The organism is Arthrobacter sp. AG258, from assembly GCF_004364695.1.
In the GTDB taxonomy this organism is placed as follows: Bacteria; Actinomycetota; Actinomycetes; order Actinomycetales; family Micrococcaceae; genus Arthrobacter.
Genome location: NZ_SOBI01000008.1, coordinates 51,933 through 74,153, shown reverse-complemented (window position 1 = coordinate 74,153; position 22,221 = coordinate 51,933). Strand labels below are relative to the sequence as shown.

General features: G+C 68.1%; 23 protein-coding genes and 1 pseudogene. 12 read left to right on the top strand and 12 right to left on the bottom strand.

What is annotated here, in order from left to right; translation table 11 throughout:
• Nucleotides 1–6 precede the first annotated feature (6 nt).
• The 5 genes from DFO47_RS16670 (at nt 7) to DFO47_RS16645 (ending at nt 4,645) form a co-directional block, all read left to right on the top strand.
• Complete coding sequence (locus DFO47_RS16670; RefSeq protein WP_018762912.1) at nt 7–426, top strand: hypothetical protein; 420 nt, start codon at nt 7–9, stop codon at nt 424–426.
• 364 nt (nt 427–790) lie between these two features.
• On the top strand, nt 791–1,972 hold the full coding sequence (locus DFO47_RS16660) for a Re/Si-specific NAD(P)(+) transhydrogenase subunit alpha (protein WP_133832372.1): 1,182 nt from the start codon (nt 791–793) through the stop codon (nt 1,970–1,972).
• Nucleotides 1,972–2,280 (top strand): NAD(P) transhydrogenase subunit alpha, encoded by a 309-nt coding sequence (locus DFO47_RS16655; protein ID WP_018762915.1) that lies wholly within the window; start codon nt 1,972–1,974, stop codon nt 2,278–2,280. Before DFO47_RS16660 ends, DFO47_RS16655 begins: the two co-directional genes overlap by 1 nt.
• Complete coding sequence (locus DFO47_RS16650; protein WP_133832371.1) at nt 2,277–3,650, top strand: NAD(P)(+) transhydrogenase (Re/Si-specific) subunit beta; 1,374 nt, start codon at nt 2,277–2,279, stop codon at nt 3,648–3,650. Before DFO47_RS16655 ends, DFO47_RS16650 begins: the two co-directional genes overlap by 4 nt.
• A gap of 74 nt (nt 3,651–3,724) precedes the next feature.
• Nucleotides 3,725–4,645 (top strand): diacylglycerol kinase family protein, encoded by a 921-nt coding sequence (locus DFO47_RS16645; RefSeq protein WP_133832370.1) that lies wholly within the window; start codon nt 3,725–3,727, stop codon nt 4,643–4,645.
• 21 nt (nt 4,646–4,666) lie between these two features.
• Here DFO47_RS16645 and DFO47_RS16640 read toward each other — a convergent pair whose 3' ends face one another.
• The 6 genes from DFO47_RS16640 to DFO47_RS16615 all read right to left on the bottom strand — a co-directional run bounded on the left by DFO47_RS16640 (nt 4,667) and on the right by DFO47_RS16615 (nt 10,771).
• The gene (locus tag DFO47_RS16640) at nt 4,667–5,392 is read right to left on the bottom strand and encodes an aspartate/glutamate racemase family protein (RefSeq protein ID WP_133832369.1); all 726 of its coding nucleotides are present in this window, start codon (nt 5,390–5,392) and stop codon (nt 4,667–4,669) included.
• Nucleotides 5,393–5,400: 8 nt separating this feature from the next.
• Nucleotides 5,401–6,825, bottom strand: a complete 1,425-nt coding sequence (locus DFO47_RS16635) for an amidohydrolase family protein (RefSeq protein ID WP_133832368.1) — start codon at nt 6,823–6,825, stop codon at nt 5,401–5,403.
• Nucleotides 6,826–6,857: 32 nt separating this feature from the next.
• Nucleotides 6,858–7,646, bottom strand: coding sequence for an aspartate/glutamate racemase family protein (locus DFO47_RS16630; protein ID WP_133832367.1), 789 nt, complete (start codon nt 7,644–7,646; stop codon nt 6,858–6,860).
• On the bottom strand, nt 7,643–8,326 hold the full coding sequence (locus DFO47_RS16625) for a GntR family transcriptional regulator (protein WP_109044792.1): 684 nt from the start codon (nt 8,324–8,326) through the stop codon (nt 7,643–7,645). Before DFO47_RS16625 ends, DFO47_RS16630 begins: the two co-directional genes overlap by 4 nt.
• An 80-nt stretch (nt 8,327–8,406) precedes the next feature.
• Nucleotides 8,407–9,762 carry an MFS transporter gene (locus DFO47_RS16620; protein ID WP_018762922.1) on the bottom strand — a complete coding sequence of 452 codons (1,356 nt, stop codon included), beginning with the start codon at nt 9,760–9,762 and terminating at the stop codon, nt 8,407–8,409.
• Nucleotides 9,763–9,937: 175 nt separating this feature from the next.
• On the bottom strand, nt 9,938–10,771 hold the full coding sequence (locus DFO47_RS16615; protein ID WP_133832366.1) for an amino acid-binding protein: 834 nt from the start codon (nt 10,769–10,771) through the stop codon (nt 9,938–9,940).
• 157 nt (nt 10,772–10,928) lie between these two features.
• Here DFO47_RS16615 and DFO47_RS16610 point away from each other — a divergent pair, with 157 nt between their 5' ends.
• Nucleotides 10,929–11,993: an FUSC family protein gene (locus tag DFO47_RS16610; protein ID WP_133832365.1), complete on the top strand. Its 1,065-nt coding sequence runs from the start codon at nt 10,929–10,931 to the stop codon at nt 11,991–11,993.
• Between the two features lie 50 nt (nt 11,994–12,043).
• On the opposite strand, the gene DFO47_RS16605 is transcribed toward DFO47_RS16610, so the two are convergent.
• A complete protein-coding gene (locus tag DFO47_RS16605; RefSeq protein WP_243835517.1) occupies nt 12,044–13,288 on the bottom strand; it encodes an aromatic acid/H+ symport family MFS transporter in 1,245 nt (414 codons plus the stop codon).
• A gap of 155 nt (nt 13,289–13,443) precedes the next feature.
• Between DFO47_RS16605 and DFO47_RS16600 the strand changes: the two genes are divergently transcribed.
• On the top strand, nt 13,444–14,187 hold the full coding sequence (locus DFO47_RS16600; RefSeq protein ID WP_133832435.1) for an IclR family transcriptional regulator: 744 nt from the start codon (nt 13,444–13,446) through the stop codon (nt 14,185–14,187).
• Nucleotides 14,188–14,299: 112 nt separating this feature from the next.
• The gene (locus DFO47_RS16595; protein WP_133832364.1) at nt 14,300–15,487 is read left to right on the top strand and encodes a 4-hydroxybenzoate 3-monooxygenase; all 1,188 of its coding nucleotides are present in this window, start codon (nt 14,300–14,302) and stop codon (nt 15,485–15,487) included.
• Between the two features lie 36 nt (nt 15,488–15,523).
• Here DFO47_RS16595 and DFO47_RS16590 read toward each other — a convergent pair whose 3' ends face one another.
• Complete coding sequence (locus DFO47_RS16590; RefSeq protein WP_018763706.1) at nt 15,524–16,063, bottom strand: TetR family transcriptional regulator; 540 nt, start codon at nt 16,061–16,063, stop codon at nt 15,524–15,526.
• A 55-nt stretch (nt 16,064–16,118) separates the two neighbouring features.
• Here DFO47_RS16590 and DFO47_RS16585 point away from each other — a divergent pair, with 55 nt between their 5' ends.
• A complete protein-coding gene (locus tag DFO47_RS16585) occupies nt 16,119–17,159 on the top strand; it encodes an FAD-dependent monooxygenase (protein WP_133832363.1) in 1,041 nt (346 codons plus the stop codon).
• Here the strand turns inward: DFO47_RS16585 and DFO47_RS16580 are convergent.
• Nucleotides 17,134–17,289 (bottom strand): annotated as a pseudogene (locus DFO47_RS16580) (acyl-CoA thioesterase); the annotation flags it as partial. The gene DFO47_RS16585 and the pseudogene DFO47_RS16580 sit on opposite strands and share 26 nt — an antisense overlap.
• A gap of 7 nt (nt 17,290–17,296) precedes the next feature.
• Nucleotides 17,297–17,800, bottom strand: a complete 504-nt coding sequence (locus DFO47_RS16575) for a GNAT family N-acetyltransferase (protein WP_109044787.1) — start codon at nt 17,798–17,800, stop codon at nt 17,297–17,299.
• 155 nt (nt 17,801–17,955) lie between these two features.
• Here DFO47_RS16575 and DFO47_RS16570 point away from each other — a divergent pair, with 155 nt between their 5' ends.
• The 3 genes from DFO47_RS16570 to DFO47_RS16560 all read left to right on the top strand — a co-directional run bounded on the left by DFO47_RS16570 (nt 17,956) and on the right by DFO47_RS16560 (nt 19,819).
• Nucleotides 17,956–18,471, top strand: a complete 516-nt coding sequence (locus DFO47_RS16570; RefSeq protein ID WP_018763702.1) for a MarR family transcriptional regulator — start codon at nt 17,956–17,958, stop codon at nt 18,469–18,471.
• Nucleotides 18,472–18,602: 131 nt separating this feature from the next.
• Nucleotides 18,603–18,890 carry a hypothetical protein gene (locus DFO47_RS16565; protein WP_109864188.1) on the top strand — a complete coding sequence of 96 codons (288 nt, stop codon included), beginning with the start codon at nt 18,603–18,605 and terminating at the stop codon, nt 18,888–18,890.
• A complete protein-coding gene (locus tag DFO47_RS16560) occupies nt 18,887–19,819 on the top strand; it encodes a serine/threonine-protein kinase (protein ID WP_133832362.1) in 933 nt (310 codons plus the stop codon). The genes DFO47_RS16565 and DFO47_RS16560 overlap by 4 nt, the downstream gene beginning before the upstream one ends.
• On the opposite strand, the gene DFO47_RS16555 is transcribed toward DFO47_RS16560, so the two are convergent.
• Together DFO47_RS16555 and purB are read right to left on the bottom strand one after the other, a co-directional pair.
• Nucleotides 19,816–20,493, bottom strand: a complete 678-nt coding sequence (locus tag DFO47_RS16555) for a histidine phosphatase family protein (protein WP_018763699.1) — start codon at nt 20,491–20,493, stop codon at nt 19,816–19,818. The genes DFO47_RS16560 and DFO47_RS16555 overlap by 4 nt on opposite strands.
• 142 nt (nt 20,494–20,635) lie before the next feature.
• The gene (gene purB, locus DFO47_RS16550) at nt 20,636–22,078 is read right to left on the bottom strand and encodes an adenylosuccinate lyase (protein ID WP_109864190.1); all 1,443 of its coding nucleotides are present in this window, start codon (nt 22,076–22,078) and stop codon (nt 20,636–20,638) included.
• Nucleotides 22,079–22,221 lie beyond the last annotated feature (143 nt).

The following is a 22,221-nucleotide window of genomic DNA, read 5'->3' as shown; positions in this document are numbered from 1 at the left end:
AAACCCGTGAACAGCTCCAGCCCATACACCCCGGACACCGACGCAGCCACCGAAGCGCTGCCCGTTCCCCTGACCGCCCCCGGCGAGGACCACGGGCCGTTCCGGGACCAGCCGGCGGAAGTCCCCGCCGACGACGAACCCTTCATTCCCAGGAAGCGGTACACGCCCGGCCGCACCACGAAAGTCCTGGTCTGCGTACTGCTGGTGGTGGCCGGATTCTTCGGCGGCTCGATGGTGCAGAAGCAGCTTGACCTCGGCGCCCGGGCCGGCCGGACCAACGTGGGCAACTTCCAGGGAACCAACGGCCGTGCCGGGGCCGGTGCCGGCGACACCCCCGGCACCCAAACGCCCGGCCAGGGCCGCCGCAACGGCAACAACGGTGCTGCCGCGCCAACCGCCGCGCCCACCGGTGCTGCCGGCCAGTAGGGGGTCCGGCCCGCAAAGGTAAGGCCGACGGCGGGAGCTGCGTCCCGTCATCGGCCTCGCTTTTCGCTGCGGGTCCGGGCAGTCCGGGGTCTACCCGACCGGGTTGCCGAGTTCACGCAGCGGGGTGAATGCAGACGCACCGAGCCGCAGCCCAGGACATCGAAACGACAGTCCTCCCCGAGCTGCTGGAAGCCGCGCGGCGGATCGCCCTGGATTACGGCGGGTCGGCGGGCGCTGCCGCGAGGTAACTGTTTGCCATCCAAGCCGGCCACCCTACTCCCGCCGCGGCGCGCAGGGCTCTAGACTCAAGCCAACTGCGTGCAGCAGAGCCGCTGCCACGCCCTTCAGGAAGAGGAGGCAGCGGGTGAAACTGGGCATTCCGCGGGAACGCCGGGAGGGCGAGCGGCGCGTGGCCGCCACCCCCGACACCGTCAGGCAGTTGACCGGAATGGGCCTGGACGTCCTGCTCGAAACCGGGGCCGGGACAGCCGCGGGCCACTCCGACCACGACTACCGGCAGGCGGGCGCGGAGATCGTCGCGGAACTGGACCACGGCGCCCTCGACATCCTGGCCCACGTCCGACCGCTGGACCCGGACACGGCTGCCGCCTTGAAACGGGAAGCGGTGGCTGTGGGGCTCGGGTCGCCGTCGTCCGAACTGCCCACGGTGCAGGCGCTCGCGGACAACGGCGTCACCTCCTTCGCCTTGGAGCTGGTGCCCCGCATTTCCCGGGCCCAGTCCATGGATGCGCTGACCTCGCAGGCGCTGGTGGCCGGCTACCGCTGCGTGCTCGAAGCGGCCATCCGGCTGCCACGGTTCTTCCCGCTGTACATGACCGCCGCCGGGACCATCCCGCCGGCCCGCGTCCTGGTCCTCGGCGCGGGCGTGGCGGGACTGCAGGCCATCGGGACGGCAAAGCGGCTGGGGGCGCGGGTGTTCGCCAACGACATCCGGCCCGCCTCTGCTGACGAGGTGGCTTCCATGGGGGGCACCTTCATCCGGCTGGACCTTGAAACCGCGGAAGCGGCCGGCGGCTACGCGCGGCAGCTGAGCTCCGATGCCGGCACCAGGCAGCGCCAGCTGCTGGCCCCGCACGTCGCCCAATCGGACGTTTTGATCACGACGGCGGCCGTCCCGGGCCGTCCCGCGCCCCTCCTGGTGACCCGCGAGATGGTGCAGGGCATGCGCCCCGGATCGGTCGTCGTCGACCTCGCGGCGGAGTCCGGCGGAAACGTGGAGGGATCCGTGCCCGGCCAGGACATCCCCATCCCCACCGCGGACGGGTCCGGGCAGATTACCCTGGTGGGCCTGAAGGACCCGGCCTCCGCGATGGCGTCCGACGCCTCCCACCTGTACGCCAAGAACGTGGCCAACCTGCTGGCCCTGATGGTGCGGGACGGCGCGCTGGCCCTGGATTTCGACGACGAAGTGGTGGCCGGAGCCTGCCTGACCCACGGCGGCGTGGTGCGGCACCAGCCCACCGCCGCATTGCTGGCCGCCCGGACCGGCGCAGCCGCCACGGCCCGGCAGGACGGAGCACTCTGATGGACGGGACAGCCCTGCTGACCATTACCGTTCTGGCAGTGTTCGTCGGCTTCGAGGTGGTGTCCAAGGTCTCCAGCACCCTGCACACGCCGCTGATGTCCGGCGCGAATGCCATCCACGGGATCATCCTGGTGGGTGCCATCATCGTGGCCGGCCAGGCGGCGGACCCGTGGGTCCTGGCGGTGGCACTGCTCGCGGTGGTCCTCGCCACCGCGAACCTGGTGGGCGGGTTCGTGGTGACGGACCGGATGCTGCACATGTTCCATGCGAAAAAGGATGCCGGGCAAGCCAAGGGTGGCAGCAAATGAGCATCCTCGATCCCGTCTGGACCGCCCTGCTGTACCTGGCCGCAGCGGTCTTCTTCATCCTGGCGCTGCGCGGACTGAGTTCGCCGCGCACCGCCCGCCGCGGAAACCTGGTGGGCGCCCTGGGTGCCGTGATCGCCGTCGTGACCGTCTTCCTGTCCGCCCGGCTCGAGAACATCCCGTGGATCCTGGGCGCGATCGTGGTGGGCTCCGCCGTCGCCGCTCCCGTGGCGCGGCGGGTCAGGATGACGCAGATGCCGCAGCTGGTGGCCCTGTTCAACGGGGTGGGGGGCGGCGCTGCCGCGCTGGTGGCCCTCCTCGAGCTGGGCCATGCGGGGGAACCGTGGGTCCGCGTGGCCATCGTTTTCACGCTCCTGGTGGGGGCCGTTTCGTTCGCCGGCTCGGGCATCACGTTCGCCAAGCTGCAGGAGCTGATGACCACCCGGCCCGTGGTGTTCTACGGGCTGCCCGTGGTGATGTCGGTGGTGCTGCTGGCGGCGGTGGCCTCCGGCATCGCCGTCGTCGTTTCCGGGTCGCTGCCCCTTGCGGTCCTGCTGCTGGTCCTGGGCCTGGCCGCCGGCGTCCTGCTGGTCCTGCCCGTGGGCGGCGCGGACGTGCCCATCGTCATCTCGCTGCTCAACGCCTTCACCGGCCTGGCCGTCGCGGCGTCCGGCGTGGTGCTCGGCAACGTCCTGCTGGTGGTGGCCGGCACGCTGGTGGGCGCCTCGGGCACCATCCTCACCCGCGCCATGGCGGCGGCCATGGGCCGGAGCGTCGCGGGCATCCTGTTTGGCGCCTTCCGCGGAGGGTCGACGGCGGGATCCACGGCAGTGAGCGAGCGTCCGGTCCGGTCCTCGTCGCCGGAGGACGTGGCGGTCCTGCTGGGGTACGCCCAGCGCGTGATCATTGTTCCCGGCTACGGCCTGGCCGTGGCGCAGGGGCAGCACACCGCTGCCGAACTGGCGCTGGCCCTGGAAGCCCGGGGCATCCAGGTGGACTTCGCCATCCACCCGGTGGCCGGCCGCATGCCCGGCCACATGAACGTGCTGCTGGCGGAAGCCAACGTTCCCTACGAATCGCTCAAGGAAATGGGCGAGATCAACCCGGAGTTCAAGACCACCGACGTCGCCCTGGTGGTGGGTGCCAATGACGTGGTCAACCCGGCGGCCAAGACATCCTCCGGGTCGCCGATCTACGGGATGCCCATCCTGGAGGTGGCGGAAGCGCGGCAGGTGGTGTTCCTGAAGCGTTCCATGCGCCCGGGGTTCGCCGGCATCGAGAATGAACTCCTGTTCGAGCCGCAGACGTCCCTGCTGTTCGGCGACGCCAAGGAGTCCCTGGCCCAGGTGCTGGGCGCCGTCAAAGCACTGTAGGCGCGGAACTGCAGCCGCTTCGGGTTACTCTTCTCTCAACAGCCTGCTTGCTTTCCACCCCACCAGAGGACGCCATGACTGACACCAGCTCCACTTCGCCCAAACGTGCCGCCATCATTGTCAATCCTGCCAAGCCGGTGGACTTCGACGTGCGCGGCCTGGTGGCCAAGCACTGTGTCGAGAACGGCTGGGGCGAGCCCATCTGGCTGGAGACCACCAAGGAGGACCCCGGCGTCGGGCAGGCAAAGGAAGCCCTGGCTCAAGGGGCGGACCTCGTCATCGCGGCCGGCGGCGACGGTACCGTGCGCTGCGTCGCCGAGGTCCTGGCCGGCGGTGATACGCCCATGGGCCTGCTCCCCCTGGGGACCGGGAACCTGCTGGCACGCAACCTGGGCATGGACGTGACCGATTACGACGGCGCCATGGCCGGCGCCCTGACCGGCGCCGAACGGAAGATCGACGTGGTCCGCGCCAAGCGGAGCGATCCGGACCAGGACCAGCTCTTCCTGGTCATGGCGGGCCTGGGCTACGACGCCACCATCATGGGCGACACCAACGAGGACCTCAAGGACAAGGTGGGGTGGCTGGCCTACGTGGACGCCGGCATCCGGAACCTGCCCGGAAAGCCCGTGAAGGCCACCCTGGCGATTGACGGCAAGACCGTGATGCACCGCGGCGTGCGCAGCGTGATGGTGGGCAACTGCGGCAAGGTCCAGGGCGGCGTGGAGATCTTCCCCGACGCCAAGATCGACGACGGCCTGCTGGACATCGCGGTCCTGGCACCCCACCACGGCAAGCTCGGCTGGCTGTCCGTGCTGGCCGGCATCATCGGCAAGGGCCGGAACCGGGATACGGCGGTGGAGTATTTCCAGGGCAAGACGGTTGAGATCACCCTGGAGCACAAGGACGACTACCAACTGGACGGGGACCACGAGGGTGAGGGCAAGCACGTGATGATGAGCATCGAGCCCGGAGCCCTGACCCTGCGGATGTAAGCGCCCGGCGGGGCAGGCCGGCTAGGCCAGGAGCCTGCCCCAGCGCGGGTCCAGCAGCGGAGCACCCGCCAGTTTCAGGGCGTGCCAGAGGGTGACCGCCACGGAGTCAAGGACCGGGACGCCGGTGCTCTCCTCGATCTCGGCGGTGATGTTGGCGCCGTAGAGGTTGGTGCACAGGTACACCAGGGCGTCGGGCGCGGCGGCGGCGAGTTCCCGCGATCCCGGCAGCATCTCCGCGTCCGTGACCCTGGCGAACGACTCGTTGTCGCTGAGCCCGAGCGCCCGGTGGTCCACGGTCTTAATGCCTTCGCGCTCGTAGGAGGCGATGACCTGGTGGTTCACATCGCCTGTATACGGCGTGAACAGGCCGATCCGTTCAGTGCCGAAGGCCCGGAACGCCTCAAGGTAGGCCAGCGTGGAGGTGGTGGCCGGGACGCCCGTGGCGCCGGTAATTTCCGCCGCCAGCTCCCGGTCGTGCGCCGAACCCAGCCACGACCCCGAGGTGCCGTTCCAGGCGATGACGTCCACGTCCGCCGTCGCCAGCAGCCGTGCGGCCTCCCGCATGACGGCGGGGTCGAACTGGCGGTTGGCGGAGTCGTCCAGGGCGATCCGGGTGACGGGAATGCGGGTGAAGTGGACCGTGACGTCGCTGCGGCCACCGAGGATCCGGTAGGTCTGCGGCTCCAGGCAGGTGTTGGAGGACGGCACGATCATGCCGATCCGGCGGGGACGTGTGGATGCAGGCATGGGAACTCCTAGAGGGCGGCGGCGTGTGCCGCGCCGGCGGAAAGGGACTGGTGCTCGCGGAAGCCGTTGCGGGTGATGAACCGGCCTGCGGGGCCGGGATCGTGGAAACCGTCCGCGTCCAGCACCACCCGGCCGTTGGAAACCACGACGGCGGGCCAGCCGGTGAGTGCCTTCCCGTCGAAGGGCGAGAAATCCGTCCCCATGTGCAGGGCCGCGCCATCCACCGTCCGTTCCTCGGCGGGGTCGAAAACCACCAGGTCGGCGTCGAATCCCTCGGCGATGCGGCCTTTGCCGGGGAGCGCGTTGATGCGGGCGGGGCCGGCCGCGAAGGCCTCGACGAACTGCTCCACGGAGGCACCGGCGGAGGTCATCGCGGTGAACGTCACCGGCATCCGGGTCTCCACGCCGGGCAGCCCGTGCGGCATGGCGCGCACGTCATCGGTGCGCTCGCGCTTCTGGGACAGGTCGTAGCAGGAGTGGTCGGAGGACATGGTGTGGATGGCCCCGGACGCCAGCCGCTCCTTGAGCGCGGCCACGGTTTCCGGGCTGCGCATGGGCGGGCAGCAGGCGAACCATTCCGGGAAGGCGGACGCGTAGACAGTGTCGTCCAAGGTGACGTAGTGCGGGCAGGTCTCGGAGAACGTCTCCAGTCCCCGGGAGCGGGCTTCGCTCACCAGGTCCACGGCCCCGGGCGTGGATTGATGGACAAAGTACACGGGTGCGCCGGTGTATTCGGCCATGGCCAGGGTTTCCTTCACCGAGATCTCCTCCGCCAGTTCAGGCCGTGTCCGGTGCAGGTGTTCGATCCCAATCCGGCCGTCCTGGGCGTGCTGTTCGGTGCAGTCGGCGATGATGGGATCGTGTTCGGCGTGGATGTAGGCCAGGCCGTCCAGCCGGACCAGCTCCCGCATGACCTTCAGGATGGTGTCCCCGTCAGCCATGGTGGTGCCGCGGTTGGTGGTGTACATCTTCACGGAGCGGACGCCCTCGGCGGCAAGCTGCTCCAGCTGCCAGGGGATGGTTTCGTCCCAGGCGACCACCGCGCCGTGGAGGGCGACGTCGCACCGGGATTCGGTGGCGAGTTCCTTCTTGTGCAGGGCGGCGGCGAGCGGGGTCTCCTGGGCGTCCCGGGGGATGCCGAAGTCGATGATGGTGGTGGTACCGCCCCACAGTGCCGCGGTGGACGTGGTCCGGAAGTCGTCAAGGGTACGGAAGCGTCCGGTGACCTGGGCGACGTGGCAGTGTCCGTCAACGCCGCCGGGGATGACAAGTTTGCCGGCGGCGTCGATGGTGCGGCCGGCGGCGGGGACCGGCTGGTCAACGTCGATGAGGGCGGCGATGCGGCCCTCCTGCACCACGATGTGGGCGGCCTGGCGGCCATGGCTGTTGACGATTGTGGCGTTGGCAATGACGAGTTCTGGCTGGTGGGACATCGGTGTCCTCCTTGTGGGTATGGTGTCTGGCTTTAGGCGGCAGGCTGGGGCGCGCCGGCGTGCTCCTGGCGGGCTGCAAGGGCTGCGTCCAGGCTGCCGGAGAGGCCTTTTCGGTCTTTCGCCGGGGGAGGGGCGAACGCGCCGGCGCGGTGCGGTCCGGACTGCAGCCCGGCCACCGCCTCGGCCATGCGGATCCCGGCGGAGATGCCGTCAACCACCGGCACGGGGATCTGCCCCTTGAGGTCGCGGGCGAGTCCTGCCAGCGGGGCGCCGGCGAGGATGACGACGTCGGCGCCGTCCTCCGCCACGGCCTGCCGGCTAAGTGCCAGCAGGGTTTCCTTGAAGTCCTGCTGGACCGAGCCGATGCTGGTGAGGGAGTCGTTGATGGAACGGATGGAGGCCAGCCGGCCGGCGAGCCCGAAGCGTTCCACGCACTCGCGGTACCAGGGCTTGATCCGGTCCGAGATGGCGATGATGGAGAAGCGGTGGCCCTGCAGCGCCGCCGCGCAGAGTGCGGCCTCGGTGATGCCGATGACCGGGACGTCCGCCAATTCCTTCAAGGCGGGCATGCCGGGGTCGCCGAAGGCTGCCACCACGATGGCGTCAACCGGGTCCGCGCCGGGGCGGGTGTGCTCGGCGACGATTTCGGCGACGGCCCCGGCGGCGATGAGGGCTTCGAACCGGGTTTCGATGTATTCGACGCCGTGGCCGGCGGTCAGCACCAGCAGTTCGGTGCCAGGGGCTGCGGAGCGGTGCGCCTCGGATTCGATCAGGGCCGTGACGTCGGCGCTGATGTTGGGGTTGATGACCAGGAGTTTCATTTTCTCTTCCGGTGGAATTCTGGTTCGGTTTTCTGGAAGTCCTCGGGGAACTGTTCCCTGTACTTTCCGATGTGGGAGGCGGATTGGGCGGCCGCCCGGTCGGGGTCGCCGCTGGCAATGGCGGCGTAGAGCTCCCGGTGTTCGCGGATCAGTTCGGGCAGGTCGCTGACGTGCCGGAACAGCCAGTGCATCCGGCCCTGCAGGGGTTCCAGGGCCGATTTGAGGAAGTTGTTGTCCGCAATCCCGGTGATGGCGTCGTGGAACTCGCTGTTGGAGCGGTGCGCTTCCATCACCGCGCCTTTGGCAAGGAAAGCCTCTGCGTTGTCCAGCAGCCCCTTAAGGTAGGCCAGGTCTTCAGCGGTGGCGCGGCGCGCGGCGAGCCGGCAGGCCAGCACCTCGAGGGACTGGCGGACATCGAAGAGGTCCTCAACATCCTTGGGGCTGAGGCTGCTGACTTCCGCCCCGCGGGCCCCGCGGTCGCTGATGAGGCCTTCCTGCCGGAGCATGCGGAGGGCTTCGCGGACCGGCAGGCGGGACACGGAGAATTCGGCGGCGAGGTCGCGTTCCACCAGCCGCGTGCCGGGAGCGTAGTGCCCTTCGAAAATGCGGGTGCGGAGGGTGTCCCGGACAGTCTCGCGGAGGGGGCGGTCCTTGTCCTGGGTCTCTTCTGCGGTCAGCATGGTGCTCCATTTTCGATTCTTGTATGGCACTGCTCCCGGCTGCGGGGGCGTGGTTTGCAAGTTTCCCTGCGAGGGCCAGCTTAGACAGGAAGCCGCTTGTTGTAGTTCAGGGTGAGGACCGATGCGCCCATGATCACCGCGGAACCGACAAAGTACAGCAGCGCCCAGGTGTAGGAGCCGGTGGCCCCGACGATCAGGCCGACGACGATGGGGGTCACGAAGCCGGAGATGTTGCCACTGAGGTTCATGGCGCCGCCCAGGACCCCGGCGTTGGTGCGTCCGCCGAGGATGGACGGAATGCTCCAGAACAGGCCCACCCAGCGCAGGAAGAACAGGACCACGGAGAGCAGCACGACGGCGGTGGTGGCGTCGGGGACCACGGTGACGCCTACCAGACCCGCTACGACGATGGCGCTGGAGATGCCCAGGAGGGTGCGCATGACCAGGTTTGCGGAGGCGCCGGAGGCCCGCCATTTGTCGGCGATGGTGCCGCCGATGATTTCTCCGACGAACCCGGCGCCGAAGATCACCAGGGTGGACCAGCCGATGGTCTTCAGATCGAAGCCCTTGGCTTGGGCCAGGTACAGCGGCCCCCAGGTCAGCAGGCCGTAGAAGACTCCGTTGAATCCGAGCCAGCCCAGGCACATGGCCCAGAAGGAGCGGAACTTCAGGTAGGGGAGGAGGCCGCGTTTGCCCGTGCTGCCGTCCAGGGTGGCTTCGGCGTCCTCGGCGGCGTGCGAGGCTTCGATGTAGGATGCTTCGGCTTCGTTGACGGCACGGTGTTCCCGGGGGTTGTCCCGGACGTACCACCAGACGGCGAGTCCCATGAGGACGGTGGCGGCGCCGGCGATCACGAAGGACCAGCGCCAGCTGCCGGTGGTGGCAATGAGGCCGGCAATGATGATGCCGCCAAGCCCGGCACCCAGGGGTGCTCCGGCGTCCAGGATGGTGGCGCCGCGGCCGCGTTCGGACCGGTGCATCCAGATGGCGTTGAGCTTGCCCCCGGCGGGCATGACGCCGGCCTCGGTCACGCCGATTCCAAGCCGGGCGATGAACATGCTCAGGAAACCGCCGGCCATGCCGGACGCTGCTGTGGCCGCGCCCCAGCCGATGCAGGAGGCGGTCATGACCTTGCGCGGGCCGAACTTGTCGATCAGCCAGCCCACGGGAACCTGCATCAGGGCGTAGGTCCAGAAGAAGGCGGACAGCAGCAGGCCCACCAGTTCGGGGGCGAGGTTGAATTCCTTTTGGATGATGGGCAAGGCCACGGAGATGGAGCCGCGGTCGATGTAGTTGACGGACACGAGGACCAGGAGCAGCAGGAAGAGCCGCCACCGGACGGAGCTGCGCCGTTGCAGTCCGTCCTTTCGGGGCTGGGTGGTTTGGGATGCGGATTCGGCGGATGGCGCCGTTGTTTCAGTGTTTGGGACGGACACAGCTTCTCCTTCACGGGGAAGTTCACGAATGGGGAGGATTCGATTTTGGGATCCCAATTTGGGATCCCAAAACAAAGTTAGAAGTGACTCCCGCCACTGTCAAGGGTTTTTTGCCCGACAGCGTTCCGCGGCTCCTCCGAACGGATTGTGACTGGTGCCCGCACGGTCTCGACGGCTAGGAGGAGGAACCCGCGGGGCGGTGGGACAGGGTTTCGGCCAGCTCGGCGAGGCGGTGGGCCCGTGCGGATTCGGCCGGAGTGAACGGCTCACCCGGCCGGGAAAAGGTGATGGGCCCCTGCCAGGCCGTGGGGATCTTCAGGCGCGTCCCGTCGTCGGCCGGTGACCCGGCGTCCTGTGGCGGCACGATCTGCGCATGCAGCAGCTCGGCCACCGCCAGGGGGAGTTCGTCCGGCGCGGCAGCGATCCGCGCCGCGAGGCTGAGCGCCTTCGTCTGCCCGTCCGCCATGGCCAGGGACGTGGTGGGCCATACGTGCGGACGGCTGCCGCCGCCGTCGTGCAGGGCTGCCAGCAGCTCGCGCTCGCCCACCTCGCCCGGGACCGCGAGGACGAACTCGTCCAGGACGCCGGCCGGGGCGGGGTGCACGTGCAGGCCCAGGATGTTGGCATCCAGCCGGGCCAGTGCCCGGGTCATCCTTTGCAGCGAACCGGGCTGGTCCGCCAGCAGTGTCCGTGCCCGCCACAGCGACGGGGCCGCCGCCAGCTGGCGGCGGTGCCGCAGTGCCGGCGCATGGAGCCAGCTGCGCAGGATCCTCGCCGCCGACGGTTCGGCCACCCAAATCACCAGGACTGTGGCCGTCAGGGTCAGCACCAGGACCTTGGCCACGTAGGGAAGGCGGGTCTCCACCACCAGGGCGTGGACCAGCAGCTCGATGGGCAGCATTACGGCCACGTTGGCAACGGTGAGCCGCGCCTTGGGCGGCTCGGGCATCCGGCCGCAGACCTCGCAGCTCAGGTCGGCCGCGGGCGTGTTGTGCGGAGGGCGCTTCATGACTCAAGCATCACCGGGTGCTGTTTCCGCCGCGTTGCCTCCTGATTCCATTCATGGGAACGTGCCAGGGGCCTTCCGGGTCCCGCACCGTAGGATTTATCAGGAACGTCAGCGCGGCCGCCCGTCAGAATCCACCCCCAAGGAAGGCGCTGCCCACGTGAAGTTGTTTGCCGAGATGTTCAGCATTGGTCCCGGCAACAAGGACCACCATCCTGCCTTGAGGTGCGCTGTCGGTGTGTTCGTGCCGCTGATTACCTTGGTGCTCCTGGGCCGGCTGGACCTGGCAATCTTCGCGTCCTTCGGGGCGTTCACGGGCATCTACGGCCGCGGCGAGCCGCACGCGGTCCGGTTCGTGCTGCAGTTGCGGGCCGGACTGCTGATGTTGCTGGTGATCTTCCTGGCGGCGCTCGCCGCACGAATGGAATCCGCCTGGGGTCTTGAACGCGCCACCACCACCTGGCTGCTGGTCCTGGCCACCACCCTGGTTGCCGGGGCCTGCTCGGTGGCTATCTCCTGGTTGCGGCTTCGCCCCGCCGGGTCCCTCTTCCACATTTTCGCCTTTGCCGCCATCGCTTCCATTCCCAACCAGCCGCCGCTGTGGCAGGGGATGCTGGTGGCCGTCCTCACCACCGTGTTCGCCCTGCTCATCGGCTTCTCGGCCCGGATCCTTCCCAGCCACCGGACCCCCTGGACCCGGCCGGCCCCGATCCGCCGTACCCCCGCAGAGAAGCGTGCGGCCCGGCTTGAAGGCTTCGGTTACCTGGTGGCCGCCGGACTTGCCGGGTCACTGGCCACATGGGCCGGCAGCCGCCTGGGATTCGGCCACAACTATTGGGCCATGGTGGCGGCGGTGGTGCCCCTGGTGGGCCACTCCACGCGGCACCGGGTCCGCCGGGGCATCCAAAGGATCATCGGCACCGTCCTGGGCCTCGCGGTGCTGGCCGCCGTCCTGCTGCTCGGCCTGCAACCCTGGCAGACCGTGCTCGTCATGGCGCTGTGCCAGTTCGGCGCCGAAATGTTCATCCTCCGCCAGTACCTGCTGGCCCAGGTTTTCGTTACGCCCCTGGCGCTGGTGTCAACGCTGCTGGTGGTCCCGGCGTCGCCAACCCTCTTGCTGCGCGACCGCATCATCGAAACCGTCATCGGTGCCGCCGTCGGCATTGCCGTGGTGCTGGCGCCCGGCGCGTGGCGCCGCCTCAGGCAGCGTTCGACGACGGCCTGACCGCCTTGTGCCTGCCCCTGCCACCAGGGGCAGGGGCGGACGGTGACGCGTTACGGACGTTCGGTGGCTGATGCTTCCGGGACCGCTTCTGCCCGGACCGCAGCGATGGCGTGCGGCACCGTCACCAGCGCCACCACGGCAATCGCGGCAGCAGCCGCAAAGACGTAGAAGCCCCAGGGATAGGCGATGTTGGCAGCCACCAGCGTGCCGGTGACGGCAGGGCCCATGATCGCGCCGAGCCGGCCCACGCCGGCGGCGAAGCCGAGGGCTGTAGCACGGAGGGTTGCCGGGAACAGCTGGCTGACCCATGCGTAAACCAGTACCTGTGCGCTGAAGACGAACACGCCGGTGACAAAGACTGCCGCGTTGAGCAGCAGTTCATTCTGGATCTTGACGCTCAGGACAGCCAGGAAAACCGCAGAGAGTCCGAACCACAGCAGCACCACACGCTTGGTGCCGTGCTTGTCGGCCAGGATCCCTGCGATCACCAGGCCCACCACGGCCCCCACGTTGAGGACCAGCAGGAGGACCAGGCCGGTGCTGACGGTGTACCCGGCGCCGGCCATCAGCTGCGGAAGCCAGGTGTTCAGGCCGTAGACCAGGAGCAACCCCATGAAGGACGCCGCCGCGATGGCCAGCGCCACCAGTGGGTAGGGCTTCCGTGCCAGGTCCCGGAAACCGGTGCGGGCTGCGGCCGGTTCGGTTCCTGCCTCAGCCGGGGGAAGTGTTTCGGGGAGCTTGAACCACAGGAAGGGTGCCAGGGCGAAGCCTGCGAGTCCGCCCGCGATGAACATCAACCGCCAGTCCGGGATCAGCAGCAGGGCAAGGAAGGCCGTGGCCACAGCGCCGGCGTGGTAGCCGGTCATGGTCCGGGTGGTCGACTTTCCGGCGGTACCTGCCGGGGCGTAGTCGTTCATGTAGGCCAAGGCGGCGGGGAGGCAGGCGCCCAGTCCCAGCCCGGCAAGAAGCCGGAAGGCGCAGAACACCGCCACGTTGGGTGCGAACACCACGGCGATGGTGAAGATCGAAAACCACAGGACGCAGGCCACCAGGAGGCGGCGCCGGCCAAAGCGGTCGGACAGCGGGGCGATGAACAGGGCACCGGCGCCAACCCCCACCAGTGAGATTGTGGCGGCCAAGGTGGCGCCCACCGCGTCGAAGCCAAGGTCATGGGTCTTGATGAGTGTGGGAATGACCGTGCCCAAAACCACCAGGTCAAAACCGTCCAGAACCATGGCCAGCCAGCAAAGCCAGACCGGCCACGTGGAACGGTGCTGGGATGGCGCAAATGACATAGAAATACCTCGGTGTATCTTCCAGGAGTTTTGAGCGGCAGGCTGCTTTGCCGGTCGTGGGTGGGCGGCATTGCCCGCATCCCCAGTGAGGTTTGTATCACTATCGGGTGTAATCTGGGACAACTTTTCCCATTCAATGGAAGCAGGTGTTCACGCTGGCCAACTCCCCGTCCGGCGACTCCGTGGTGGACCGGATCGTGCGGCTGATCTCCGCGTTTCCCCAGGATGTCAACGCCCTCCAGTTGTCTGACCTTGCCAGCCGGGCAGGCCTTCCGCTGACCACTACCCACCGGCTGGTGGGCCAGCTGGCAGGTCACGGACTGCTGGAGACTGCTCCGGGCGGGATGGTGCGGCCTGGACTCCGGCTGTGGGAACTGGTGAACCGTGCCTCGCCGGCGCTGGCGCTCCGGCAGGCAGCCATGCCGTTCATGGAGGACATCCAGCAGGTGCTGAACCAAAACGTGAACCTGGCAGTGCTCGATGGCTGGGAGGCCCTCTTTGTGGAGCGCCTGTCACGGCGCGGCTCGGTGGCCAACCGGGCCCAGGTGGCGGGGAGGATGCCCATCCATATCTCGTCCGCCGGACTGGCACTGATGGCCCACCAGGACAAGGCCATGCAGCAGGAGTACCTGGGCCAGTTCACCGATCCCGAGGGAAGGCTGGCTGCGGCCGACGTGCGGGCGCTGCTGGCCGAGGCCGCCCATCAGGGCTTTGCGCAACTGAAAGGCGTAGTGGATGCGGGCACCTGGGGAATCGCGGTGCCCGTGCTGGACCGCCGGCAGCGGGCCGTAGCCTCACTGGGTGTCGTGGTGCCCCTGCAGGAGATGCGCCTGCAGGCACTGGTTCCGGCCCTGCAAACGGCTGCCCGGGGCATCGCCCGGCAACTTGCGGACGCCTGAGCCATTCAACGGAATTTCTGTAACGCCGGTCACCCGGCTTCCCCCACACTGATGGCAGACAAACGATCCGGTGCCGCCCGTGGCGGGACCCGCAGCGAAGCGAGACGCAGCCATGGCACGAAAAACCATCACCACCCAAGTGGCCATCATGGGAGGCGGTCCGGCAGGGCTGATGCTGTCCCATCTCCTGGCGAAGGCAGGCATCGAGTCAACGGTCATTGAGGTCCGCAGCCACGAGGAGATCGCCCACACCGTCCGCGCCGGAATCCTGGAGCACGGCACTGTGAATCTGCTGGTGGACAGCGGGGTTTCGGACCGTGTGCTGCGCGAGGGCGACCGGCACGATGGCATCGAACTGCGGTTCAACGGCGAGAGCCACCGCGTCGACTTCAAGGAGCTCGTGGGCGAGTCCGTCTGGCTCTACCCGCAGACGGACGTCTTCCTCGACCTCGCCGCGCGGAGGAAGGACGACGGCGGCGACGTCCGCTTCAGCGTCACCGACACCTCCGTCCATGACCTGGAAGGCAGCCCGAAGGTCTGGTTTACCGACGCCGAAGGCGTTGAATTCGAGATCCAGGCGGATTTCCTGGTGGGTGCCGACGGCTCCCGCAGCCACTGCCGGTTCCAGATCCCGGAGGCCCACCGCAAGTGGTACTTCCACGAGTACCCGTTCGCATGGTTCGGCATCCTGGCCGAGGCTCCCCGCAGTTCCGACGAACTGATCTACGCCAACTCGGCCAACGGCTTCGCCCTGATCAGCCAGCGTACGGAGACGGTCCAGCGGATGTATTTCCAGTGTGATCCCAAGGAGAACGTGGCGGAGTGGGACGATGACCGGATCTGGGCCGAATTCCGGAGCCGCGTCAACGGGAACGGCTTCGAGCTCAAGGAGGGCCCGGTCATCGAGAAGATGGTCCTGCCGTTCCGCAGCTTCGTCCACACCCCCATGCGCCACGGCAACCTGTTCCTCGCCGGGGATGCCGCACACACTGTGCCGCCCACCGGAGCCAAGGGCCTGAACCTGGCCATCAACGACGTCAAGGTCCTCTTCGAGGGGCTGGACAGCCACTACAACTCCGGATCGGGACACCTGCTGGACACCTACAGCGACCGCGCCCTGGACCGGGTCTGGAAGGCGCAGCAGTTCTCGTACTGGATGACCACCATGCTGCACACCCCCGCGGACGCCGACGACTTCTCCCGGGCCCGCCAGCTTGGCGAACTGAATTCCGTGGTTTCATCGCGGCACGGCATGGCCTACCTTGCCGAGGCGTACACAGGCTGGCCCGGCGCGTCCTAGGGCCAGGGAGGACGACGACAAGCTGCCGGGCCCGCTTTACGGGGCCAGCAGGCGGCGGATCGCCGCTGCGGTTGCGGCCACGTCGGGTTGCTGGTCCCGGCGGACGGTGAGCAGGTGGAGCAACAGGCCGTCGGCGTAGTCGGCGACGTCCTGCGCCCGCCTTGCTGCGCCCGCCACTCCCAAACCATCCAGGGCCTGCTCCAACCCGCCCACCAGCAGGTAGTGGCCGGCGGTCACCGCCTCGGGCCGGTCCAGCGACAGGGCCAGCCGCGCCCGCGTGAGGCCGGCGTGCTGCCGGGCCAGGGCGAGCACCATGGCGGCCAGCTGGTCCGCCAGTTCCGGAATGCCCGGCGGCGGTCCGGCCGGACCGGCCTCCCGCAGCAGTCCGGCGTCAAGCTGCAGGAGGCGGTCCAGCGCGGCCTCCACGAGGGCTGCCCGGCTCCGGAAGTAGTTGGACGTGGTGCCTTCCGGGAGTCCGGCGGCGGCGTCGACGGCGCGATGGGTCAGGCCTTTCATTCCCTTGTTCGCAACCACCCCCAGGGCGGCATCCATCAGTTCCGTGCGGCGGTCAGGCATGCGCCCAGTGTAAGTGCCTCTTCCATGCCACTACAAAAGTAGTAAAATTGCCTGCATGGAAGCGATCTCGATCGTGGGCGGCGGCATCGCGGGCCTGGCCCTGGCGGCCAGCCTGGACCCTTCACGCTATGACGTGTCCATCTTCGAGAAACGCCCCGAACTGCCCACGGTGGGCACCGTGCTGGCCATGTGGCCCAATGCGCAGCGTGCGCTGGCGCGGGTGGGGGTCCTGGCCGGGGCGCGTGCGGTTAGCCCGGTGCTGGGAAACGGGTCCATCCGCAATGCCGCAGGCAAGCCCTGGGTCACCGTCCGGGGCGGGGAGTTGTTCGGCATTTCCCGGGTGGACCTGTTGCGGCTGCTGGATGGAGCCGTGCCCGGAACCGTCCGCAGGGTGGCTTCCCATGTGCGGCAATTGCCTCCGGTGGACCGGCTGCTGGTGGGTGCCGACGGGGTGCACAGCGTGGTCCGCCGCGAAGTGTGGGGCACTGCATCGGATGCCAGGCTGACTTCCGCCCTCGCTGTCCGCGGCACCATTCCGTCCCCGGTAGAAGCCGGCGAGGTGGGGGAGTATTGGGGGCGGGGCGACCTGTTCGGCATTGCCGCCGCCCCCGGGGGAACCAACTGGTACGGGAGCTGGCGGTCAACGCTCGGCCCCACGGGAATCGACGTGGAAGAGGCGCTCACGCAGGCCAGGCGGCGCTTTGCGGACCACGCACCCGCCATCCGTCAGGTGCTGGCCGCCGCGAGTCCGGAGCTTTCGTTGGCCCAAAGGATCTGGACTGTGCCCCCATTGCGGTCCTATGTCAGCGGTGCGGCGGTGCTGGTAGGGGACGCGGCGCATGCCATGACGCCCAACCTCGGCCGGGGCGCCTGTGAATCGCTGGTGGACGCCGTGGTCCTGGCGGATCTGCTGAACAGCCTGCCGCGGGAAAAGGCGCTCGCCGCCTACGACCGGCAGCGCCGGCTGCGGACGCGCGCCCTTAGCCTAGGGTCCGCGGCGATGATGAAGGTGGCTCTGGCGGACGGTGCCCAACCCTTCCGGGACCGCCTGCTCAACCTCGCCGCCCGGCTCAGTCCTGCTGCAGCGTATCCGTGAGGCGGTGGGTGGGGATCCGGTTGCGGTCGTAGGTGGTCTCCGTGTAACCGTGCGGTGCGGGTTTGCCGGATGCGTTCAGGTTGACGGAGGCGATCTCTTCGATGGTGAGGATGGCTTGACTGGTGATCATGCCGGTCCTAGGCCATGGCCGTGTGGGCGGCGCTGCGGGCGTTGATGCTCTTGGCGTAGCAGTAAGAGTGCTGCACCCCGATATAGGGCCCAAAATTTGGAATCGCCTCAAAGCCGGAATTTTCGTAGAAATTCCTTCCGTCGGGCTGGGCCGAGCCGGCTTCCGCCTTGATGCGCGTGATGCCCTGCTTGAAGGCCTCGGCCTCCAGGGCCGCCAGGATGGAGCTGGCGACGCCCGAACCGCGCGTGTAGGGCAGGACGTAGAGCCTTTTGATCTCCGCCGTCGATCCGTCCAGGAGCCGCAGCCCGCCGCAGCCCACGGGCTGTCCCGAGCCCTTGTCGTAGGCCACCAGGAAGACGGCGCAGTCGGCGCCCGACGGCGGCGGGCCGGGTTCGTGGTCCGGCCGGCCAAAGCGGGCGTCGAGTTCGGCCTGCTGGGCGCGGCGAAGATCAGCGCCCACGGGATTGGACCAGGGGACCTGCCTGATGTTCAGCCTGGGATTTGTCTGCATATCTGCCTCGATTCGCCGGAGGGGTATGCCTGACAAGGCTAGGTGCCCGGGATTACGCGGGTGTTTCCTAACGGTAAGCACCTGGATAACGCCATTCCGCTGCGTATCCGTAAGTTGCTTGGCAGGCTAGTTATCAGTTGGTCTAAAATGATTCCATGGTTTCTACGGGCAATGAGGGCTCCGGCTACTGGTATGGGCCTGACGGGCAGCTGGACTACAGCGCAGCGGTTTTGAAGTCGCTCCGCGACTACCGGTCGGCGGAGACGGAAATCCGCCGTACCACCAGGGATTCCATGGGCATGGGCGAAACGGACATTCTCGCCCTGCGGTACCTATTGCGGGTGCAGGCGTCCGGCAAGCAGGCGGTGCCCAAGGACCTGAGCCAGTTCCTCAATATCACGAGCGCTTCCACGACGTCGTTGATCGACCGGCTCGTTGCCAGCGGCCATGTCCGGCGTGAACCGCACCCCACCGACCGGCGCTCTGTGGTGGTCATCGCCACCGGGGAATCGGATAAGGAAGTCCGCGAAACGCTGGGGGCCATGCATCGCCGAATGATGTCCGTGGCGGAAAGCCTCTCGGCCGAGGATGCGCGCATCGTGGTTGATTTCCTGCAGCGGATGACGGACGCCCTTGCTGCGCATGACGGGGAAGCAAAGAAGATTAGCTAGGCGGACTAGCTAGATCAACTAGTTATATGTAAGCTTACGATTGTTCCCCGAAGCTGCTTCCCAACGGAGTCGTGAGTGAGTTGGTTACTTTCACCGAAATTTCACCGCCTGATCCCTGCGATGATGCGGCAATGCTGACGAGTCCCCGCCTGGTGCGACCCTCCCTGGACGGCAATTCCGCGCCGCAGGGAAAGTCCGCGATCCACTGCGGTACTGCAATGCAGCTGGTCACTCCCGCTGTGGGCTCCGAGGGCGCCAGCTACACGTTCGCGCCGGCTGACAGCAACAGCATTGAACTTCCGCCCGTGTGGCGCTGCGGCTGCGGGTTCCAGCTCGATGCGTGGCCTGCGGGCGGTGACCGCAAACGATCAGCGGGCGCCTCCCGCCAGGGATCCTCCTCAGCTGTCCTGCCGGCATGACCGCCGTCGGGACGGTGCTGCCCGCGGCAGTGCAGCAGCCCCCCAATCCGGCCGCAGGCGTCGTGTTGGCCGGGCGGTACCGGCTTGGCGAAAGGCTGGGTCGCGGATCCGCTGCCGAGGTGTTCCGGGCCGTTGACCTGGAAGGCGGCCCCGATGCCGCCGTCAAGATTGCCACGGCAGGACACCGGAAGCACCAGCAGCGGATCCACAATGAGGCGGCGGTCCTGGCCGGGCTGGACCACCCCTCCATCGTGAGGTTTATTGCCGGAGGCGTCATGCCTGCCGGTAGTCCTTCCGCCGGGCATGCCTTCCTGATCGAAGAACTGGCGCTCGGGACAAGCCTCGCGGAGGCCATCCGGATGCGGAGCATGCCCCAGGCAGATATTGCCGTGTGGGCGCGCGGTCTCTTCGGTGCGCTGGCGCACCTTCATTCCAGGGGACTGGTGCACCGCGACATCAAACCGGCCAACCTGATGTTGAGCGGCCTGCGGAGGAGTCCGGTGCGGATTATCGATTTCGGGATTGCCGCGCCTGCGGGTTCCGCCCCCGAACCGGGCATCTCCTCCGGGACTGTGCATTACATGAGTCCGGAGCAGGCTTCCGGCCACGTAGCGGACCCGTCGTGGGATGTTTATGCCCTGGGCCTGGTCCTCCTGGAACTCCTCACCGGGACCAAGGCGTTTCCAGGGACGGCAATCGAGTCCCTCGTGGCCCGGACCCTGAGGTCCCCGAAGGTCCCGGACCACCTGGGCGACTGGGGCGTCCTGTTGCGCGCACTGACTGCGATGGACGCCACGCAGAGGCCGGCGGCGGCGGACGCAGCCGCAATGGCAGCCCAGCTTGTCCCCGCGGTTCCGCGGGGCAGCCAGGGCAGTCCGTGCAGGACGCGGCGGATCTTCCCCGGCCGCCGGCACCGGCAGCAGCTCTAGGGAGCCGTGACGTCCCGGCCGGTCGGATCTTCTGCCGTCGGGTCGGCCAAGGCAAGGCCGCCTACGGGGCTGCCATCCCAGTGGATCAGGTTCCACCCGCCATCCAGGCTCCCCTCGACCGCCACGATTCCGGTGTTTGCCAGGATGTGCCGGGCCGCAAACTCGTGTCCTGCACCCCGGGCCCGCAGCCCCGTCCACGTACGGATCGCGGCGCCGTGGCTGACGACGGCCGCCGTGCCGTGCCGGTCCCGCACCGCCCGCTCCACCACGTTCGCGATGGCAGCGTCGAAGCGGTCGAAGAAGGCATGGCCGTCGGGTCCCGCCGGCATGCGCTGGTCCAGGTTCCCTGCGGCCCAGGAGATAACGGTCCCCATGTAGCGCTTGTGCGATTCGTGGTCCGTGAGCTTCTCCAGGGAGCCTGCCTCGATTTCATGCAGGCCGTCCAGGACTTCAATGTCCAGGGAATGCCGCCGGGCCAGCGGGGCCGCGGTGATCTGCGTCCGGATCAGCGTGGAGGCGTAGAGCGCCCCGATCCGCTCGTTGGCCAGGGCCCGTGCCATGGCCTCGGCCTGGCGTTCACCCAGTTCGGTCAATCCAGGACCGGGGTGGTCGGTGTCCAGTTGGCCCAGGACGTTGCCGGGGGTCTCGCCGTGTCGGATCAGGAGCAGCCTCATGATTCCAGTTTCCCACCCGATCGGACACCGGCTCTCACCTGCGCCGCAGCGGCAGGCCGGCACGCGGGCCGGGATTCACGGACGGCGCCGGACCCTCCCGGGCCCGGCGCCGCCGTCGTGCATTCCTGCCCTGCTGTGGGCTTTACTTCAGGTGGTCCACCAGCTGGTCCGCAATGCCGGTGTACTTGCCGGGCGTGAGGTCCAGGAGCCGGGCCTCGGCCTCGGGGGACAAGCCCAGGCCCTGCACGAATTCCCGCATGCGGGCGGCGTCCACGCGGTGGCCGCGCGTGAGGTCCTTCAGCCGTTCGTACGGGTTCTCCATGCCTTCGACGCCGGCGATCGCCTCTGCGCGCATGACCATCTGGATGGCCTCTCCCAGGACTTCCCAGTTGGTGTCCAGGTCGCCTGCCAGCACGTCCTCGGCCACGTCCAGGCGCTCCAGGCCCTTGGCAACGTTCGAGATGGCAAGCAGGGAGTGGCCGAAAGCGACGCCGATGTTGCGCTGGCTGGAGGAGTCGGTGAGGTCGCGCTGCCAGCGGGAGGTGACCAGGGTGGAACCCAGGACGTCCAGCAGGCCGGAGGAGATCTCCAGGTTGGCTTCAGCGTTTTCGAACCGGATGGGGTTGACCTTGTGCGGCATGGTGGAGGAGCCCGTGGCGCCGGCGACGGGGATCTGCGCGAAGTAGCCGATGGAGATGTAGCTCCAGATGTCGGTGCAGACATTGTGCAGGATCCGGTTGAAGCGGGCGACGTCGGCGTACAGCTCGGCCTGCCAGTCGTGGCTTTCGATCTGGGTGGTCAGCGGGTTCCAGGTGAGGCCCAACCCCTCAACGAAGGACTTGGACACCTGCTGCCAGTCAGCACCCGGGACGGAGGCCACATGGGCGGCGTAGGTGCCGGTGGCGCCATTGATCTTGCCCAGGTATTCGGTCCTGGCAATCCGGTCCAGCTGGCGGGTCAGGCGGTGCGCGATGACAGCCAGTTCCTTGCCCAGGGTGGTGGGGGTGGCCGGCTGGCCGTGCGTGCGGGACAGCATGGGAACCGCGCGGTTCTCCTCCGCCATGGCGCTGATTTGCGCCACGAGCTTGCGGGCAGCGGGGAGCCACACGTCCTCCACGGCACCCTTCACGCCGAGGGCGTAGGACAGGTTGTTGATGTCCTCGGACGTGCAGCCGAAGTGGACCATGGCGGTCAGGTTTTCGATGCCGATGGCGGGCAGGCGGCGCCCGATGTAGTACTCCACAGCCTTCACGTCGTGGACCGTAACGGCCTCGATCTCTGCGAGTTCGGCCACCGAGGCGGCGTCGAACTCCGTGACGACGGCGCGGAGCTGCTCCTGCTGTTCCGTGCTCAGCGGGCCGGCGCCGGGAAGGACGTTGTTGCTGGTCAGGTGGATGAGCCACTCCACTTCAACGGCCACGCGGTCCCGGTTCAGTGCTGCCTCTGACAAGTAATCGACCAGGGGCGCGACGGCGGGCTGGTAGCGGCCGTCGAGGGGTCCGAGCGCGATTTTTTCCGGCGACGCGGCGAGGGCCAGGCGTCCTGAGGGCGTACGGGTGTCAGCTGTGGCGGCAGTTTCAGGCATGCGTTGATTCTTTCACGAAGTCGGGCGGCGCCTTAAGCGGGCAGCTCACGTTACTTGTCCACATAGCCGACGGCGGCCCTTATGCGCGGCGGCCGGTGTTCCTAGCGTTGGGATGGCAGGTGGTGGGGCGGGGCGTGATGAGC

Excerpts from the sequence above, each read along its gene's own strand:
- DFO47_RS16655 (WP_018762915.1), top strand. The coding sequence starts at position 1,972 with ATGGACGGGACAGCCCTGCTGACCATTACCGTTCTGGCAGTGTTCGTC.
- DFO47_RS16650 (WP_133832371.1), top strand. The coding sequence starts at position 2,277 with ATGAGCATCCTCGATCCCGTCTGGACCGCCCTGCTGTACCTGGCCGCA.
- DFO47_RS16645 (WP_133832370.1), top strand. The coding sequence starts at position 3,725 with ATGACTGACACCAGCTCCACTTCGCCCAAACGTGCCGCCATCATTGTC.
- DFO47_RS16640 (WP_133832369.1), bottom strand. The coding sequence starts at position 5,392 with ATGCCTGCATCCACACGTCCCCGCCGGATCGGCATGATCGTGCCGTCC.
- DFO47_RS16635 (WP_133832368.1), bottom strand. The coding sequence starts at position 6,825 with ATGTCCCACCAGCCAGAACTCGTCATTGCCAACGCCACAATCGTCAAC.
- DFO47_RS16630 (WP_133832367.1), bottom strand. The coding sequence starts at position 7,646 with ATGAAACTCCTGGTCATCAACCCCAACATCAGCGCCGACGTCACGGCC.
- DFO47_RS16625 (WP_109044792.1), bottom strand. The coding sequence starts at position 8,326 with ATGCTGACCGCAGAAGAGACCCAGGACAAGGACCGCCCCCTCCGCGAG.
- DFO47_RS16615 (WP_133832366.1), bottom strand. The coding sequence starts at position 10,771 with ATGAAGCGCCCTCCGCACAACACGCCCGCGGCCGACCTGAGCTGCGAG.
- DFO47_RS16605 (WP_243835517.1), bottom strand. The coding sequence starts at position 13,288 with ATGTCATTTGCGCCATCCCAGCACCGTTCCACGTGGCCGGTCTGGCTT.
- DFO47_RS16595 (WP_133832364.1), top strand. The coding sequence starts at position 14,300 with ATGGCACGAAAAACCATCACCACCCAAGTGGCCATCATGGGAGGCGGT.
- DFO47_RS16590 (WP_018763706.1), bottom strand. The coding sequence starts at position 16,063 with ATGCCTGACCGCCGCACGGAACTGATGGATGCCGCCCTGGGGGTGGTT.
- DFO47_RS16585 (WP_133832363.1), top strand. The coding sequence starts at position 16,119 with ATGGAAGCGATCTCGATCGTGGGCGGCGGCATCGCGGGCCTGGCCCTG.
- DFO47_RS16575 (WP_109044787.1), bottom strand. The coding sequence starts at position 17,800 with ATGCAGACAAATCCCAGGCTGAACATCAGGCAGGTCCCCTGGTCCAAT.
- DFO47_RS16570 (WP_018763702.1), top strand. The coding sequence starts at position 17,956 with ATGGTTTCTACGGGCAATGAGGGCTCCGGCTACTGGTATGGGCCTGAC.
- DFO47_RS16565 (WP_109864188.1), top strand. The coding sequence starts at position 18,603 with ATGCTGACGAGTCCCCGCCTGGTGCGACCCTCCCTGGACGGCAATTCC.
- DFO47_RS16560 (WP_133832362.1), top strand. The coding sequence starts at position 18,887 with ATGACCGCCGTCGGGACGGTGCTGCCCGCGGCAGTGCAGCAGCCCCCC.
- DFO47_RS16555 (WP_018763699.1), bottom strand. The coding sequence starts at position 20,493 with ATGAGGCTGCTCCTGATCCGACACGGCGAGACCCCCGGCAACGTCCTG.
- purB (WP_109864190.1), bottom strand. The coding sequence starts at position 22,078 with ATGCCTGAAACTGCCGCCACAGCTGACACCCGTACGCCCTCAGGACGC.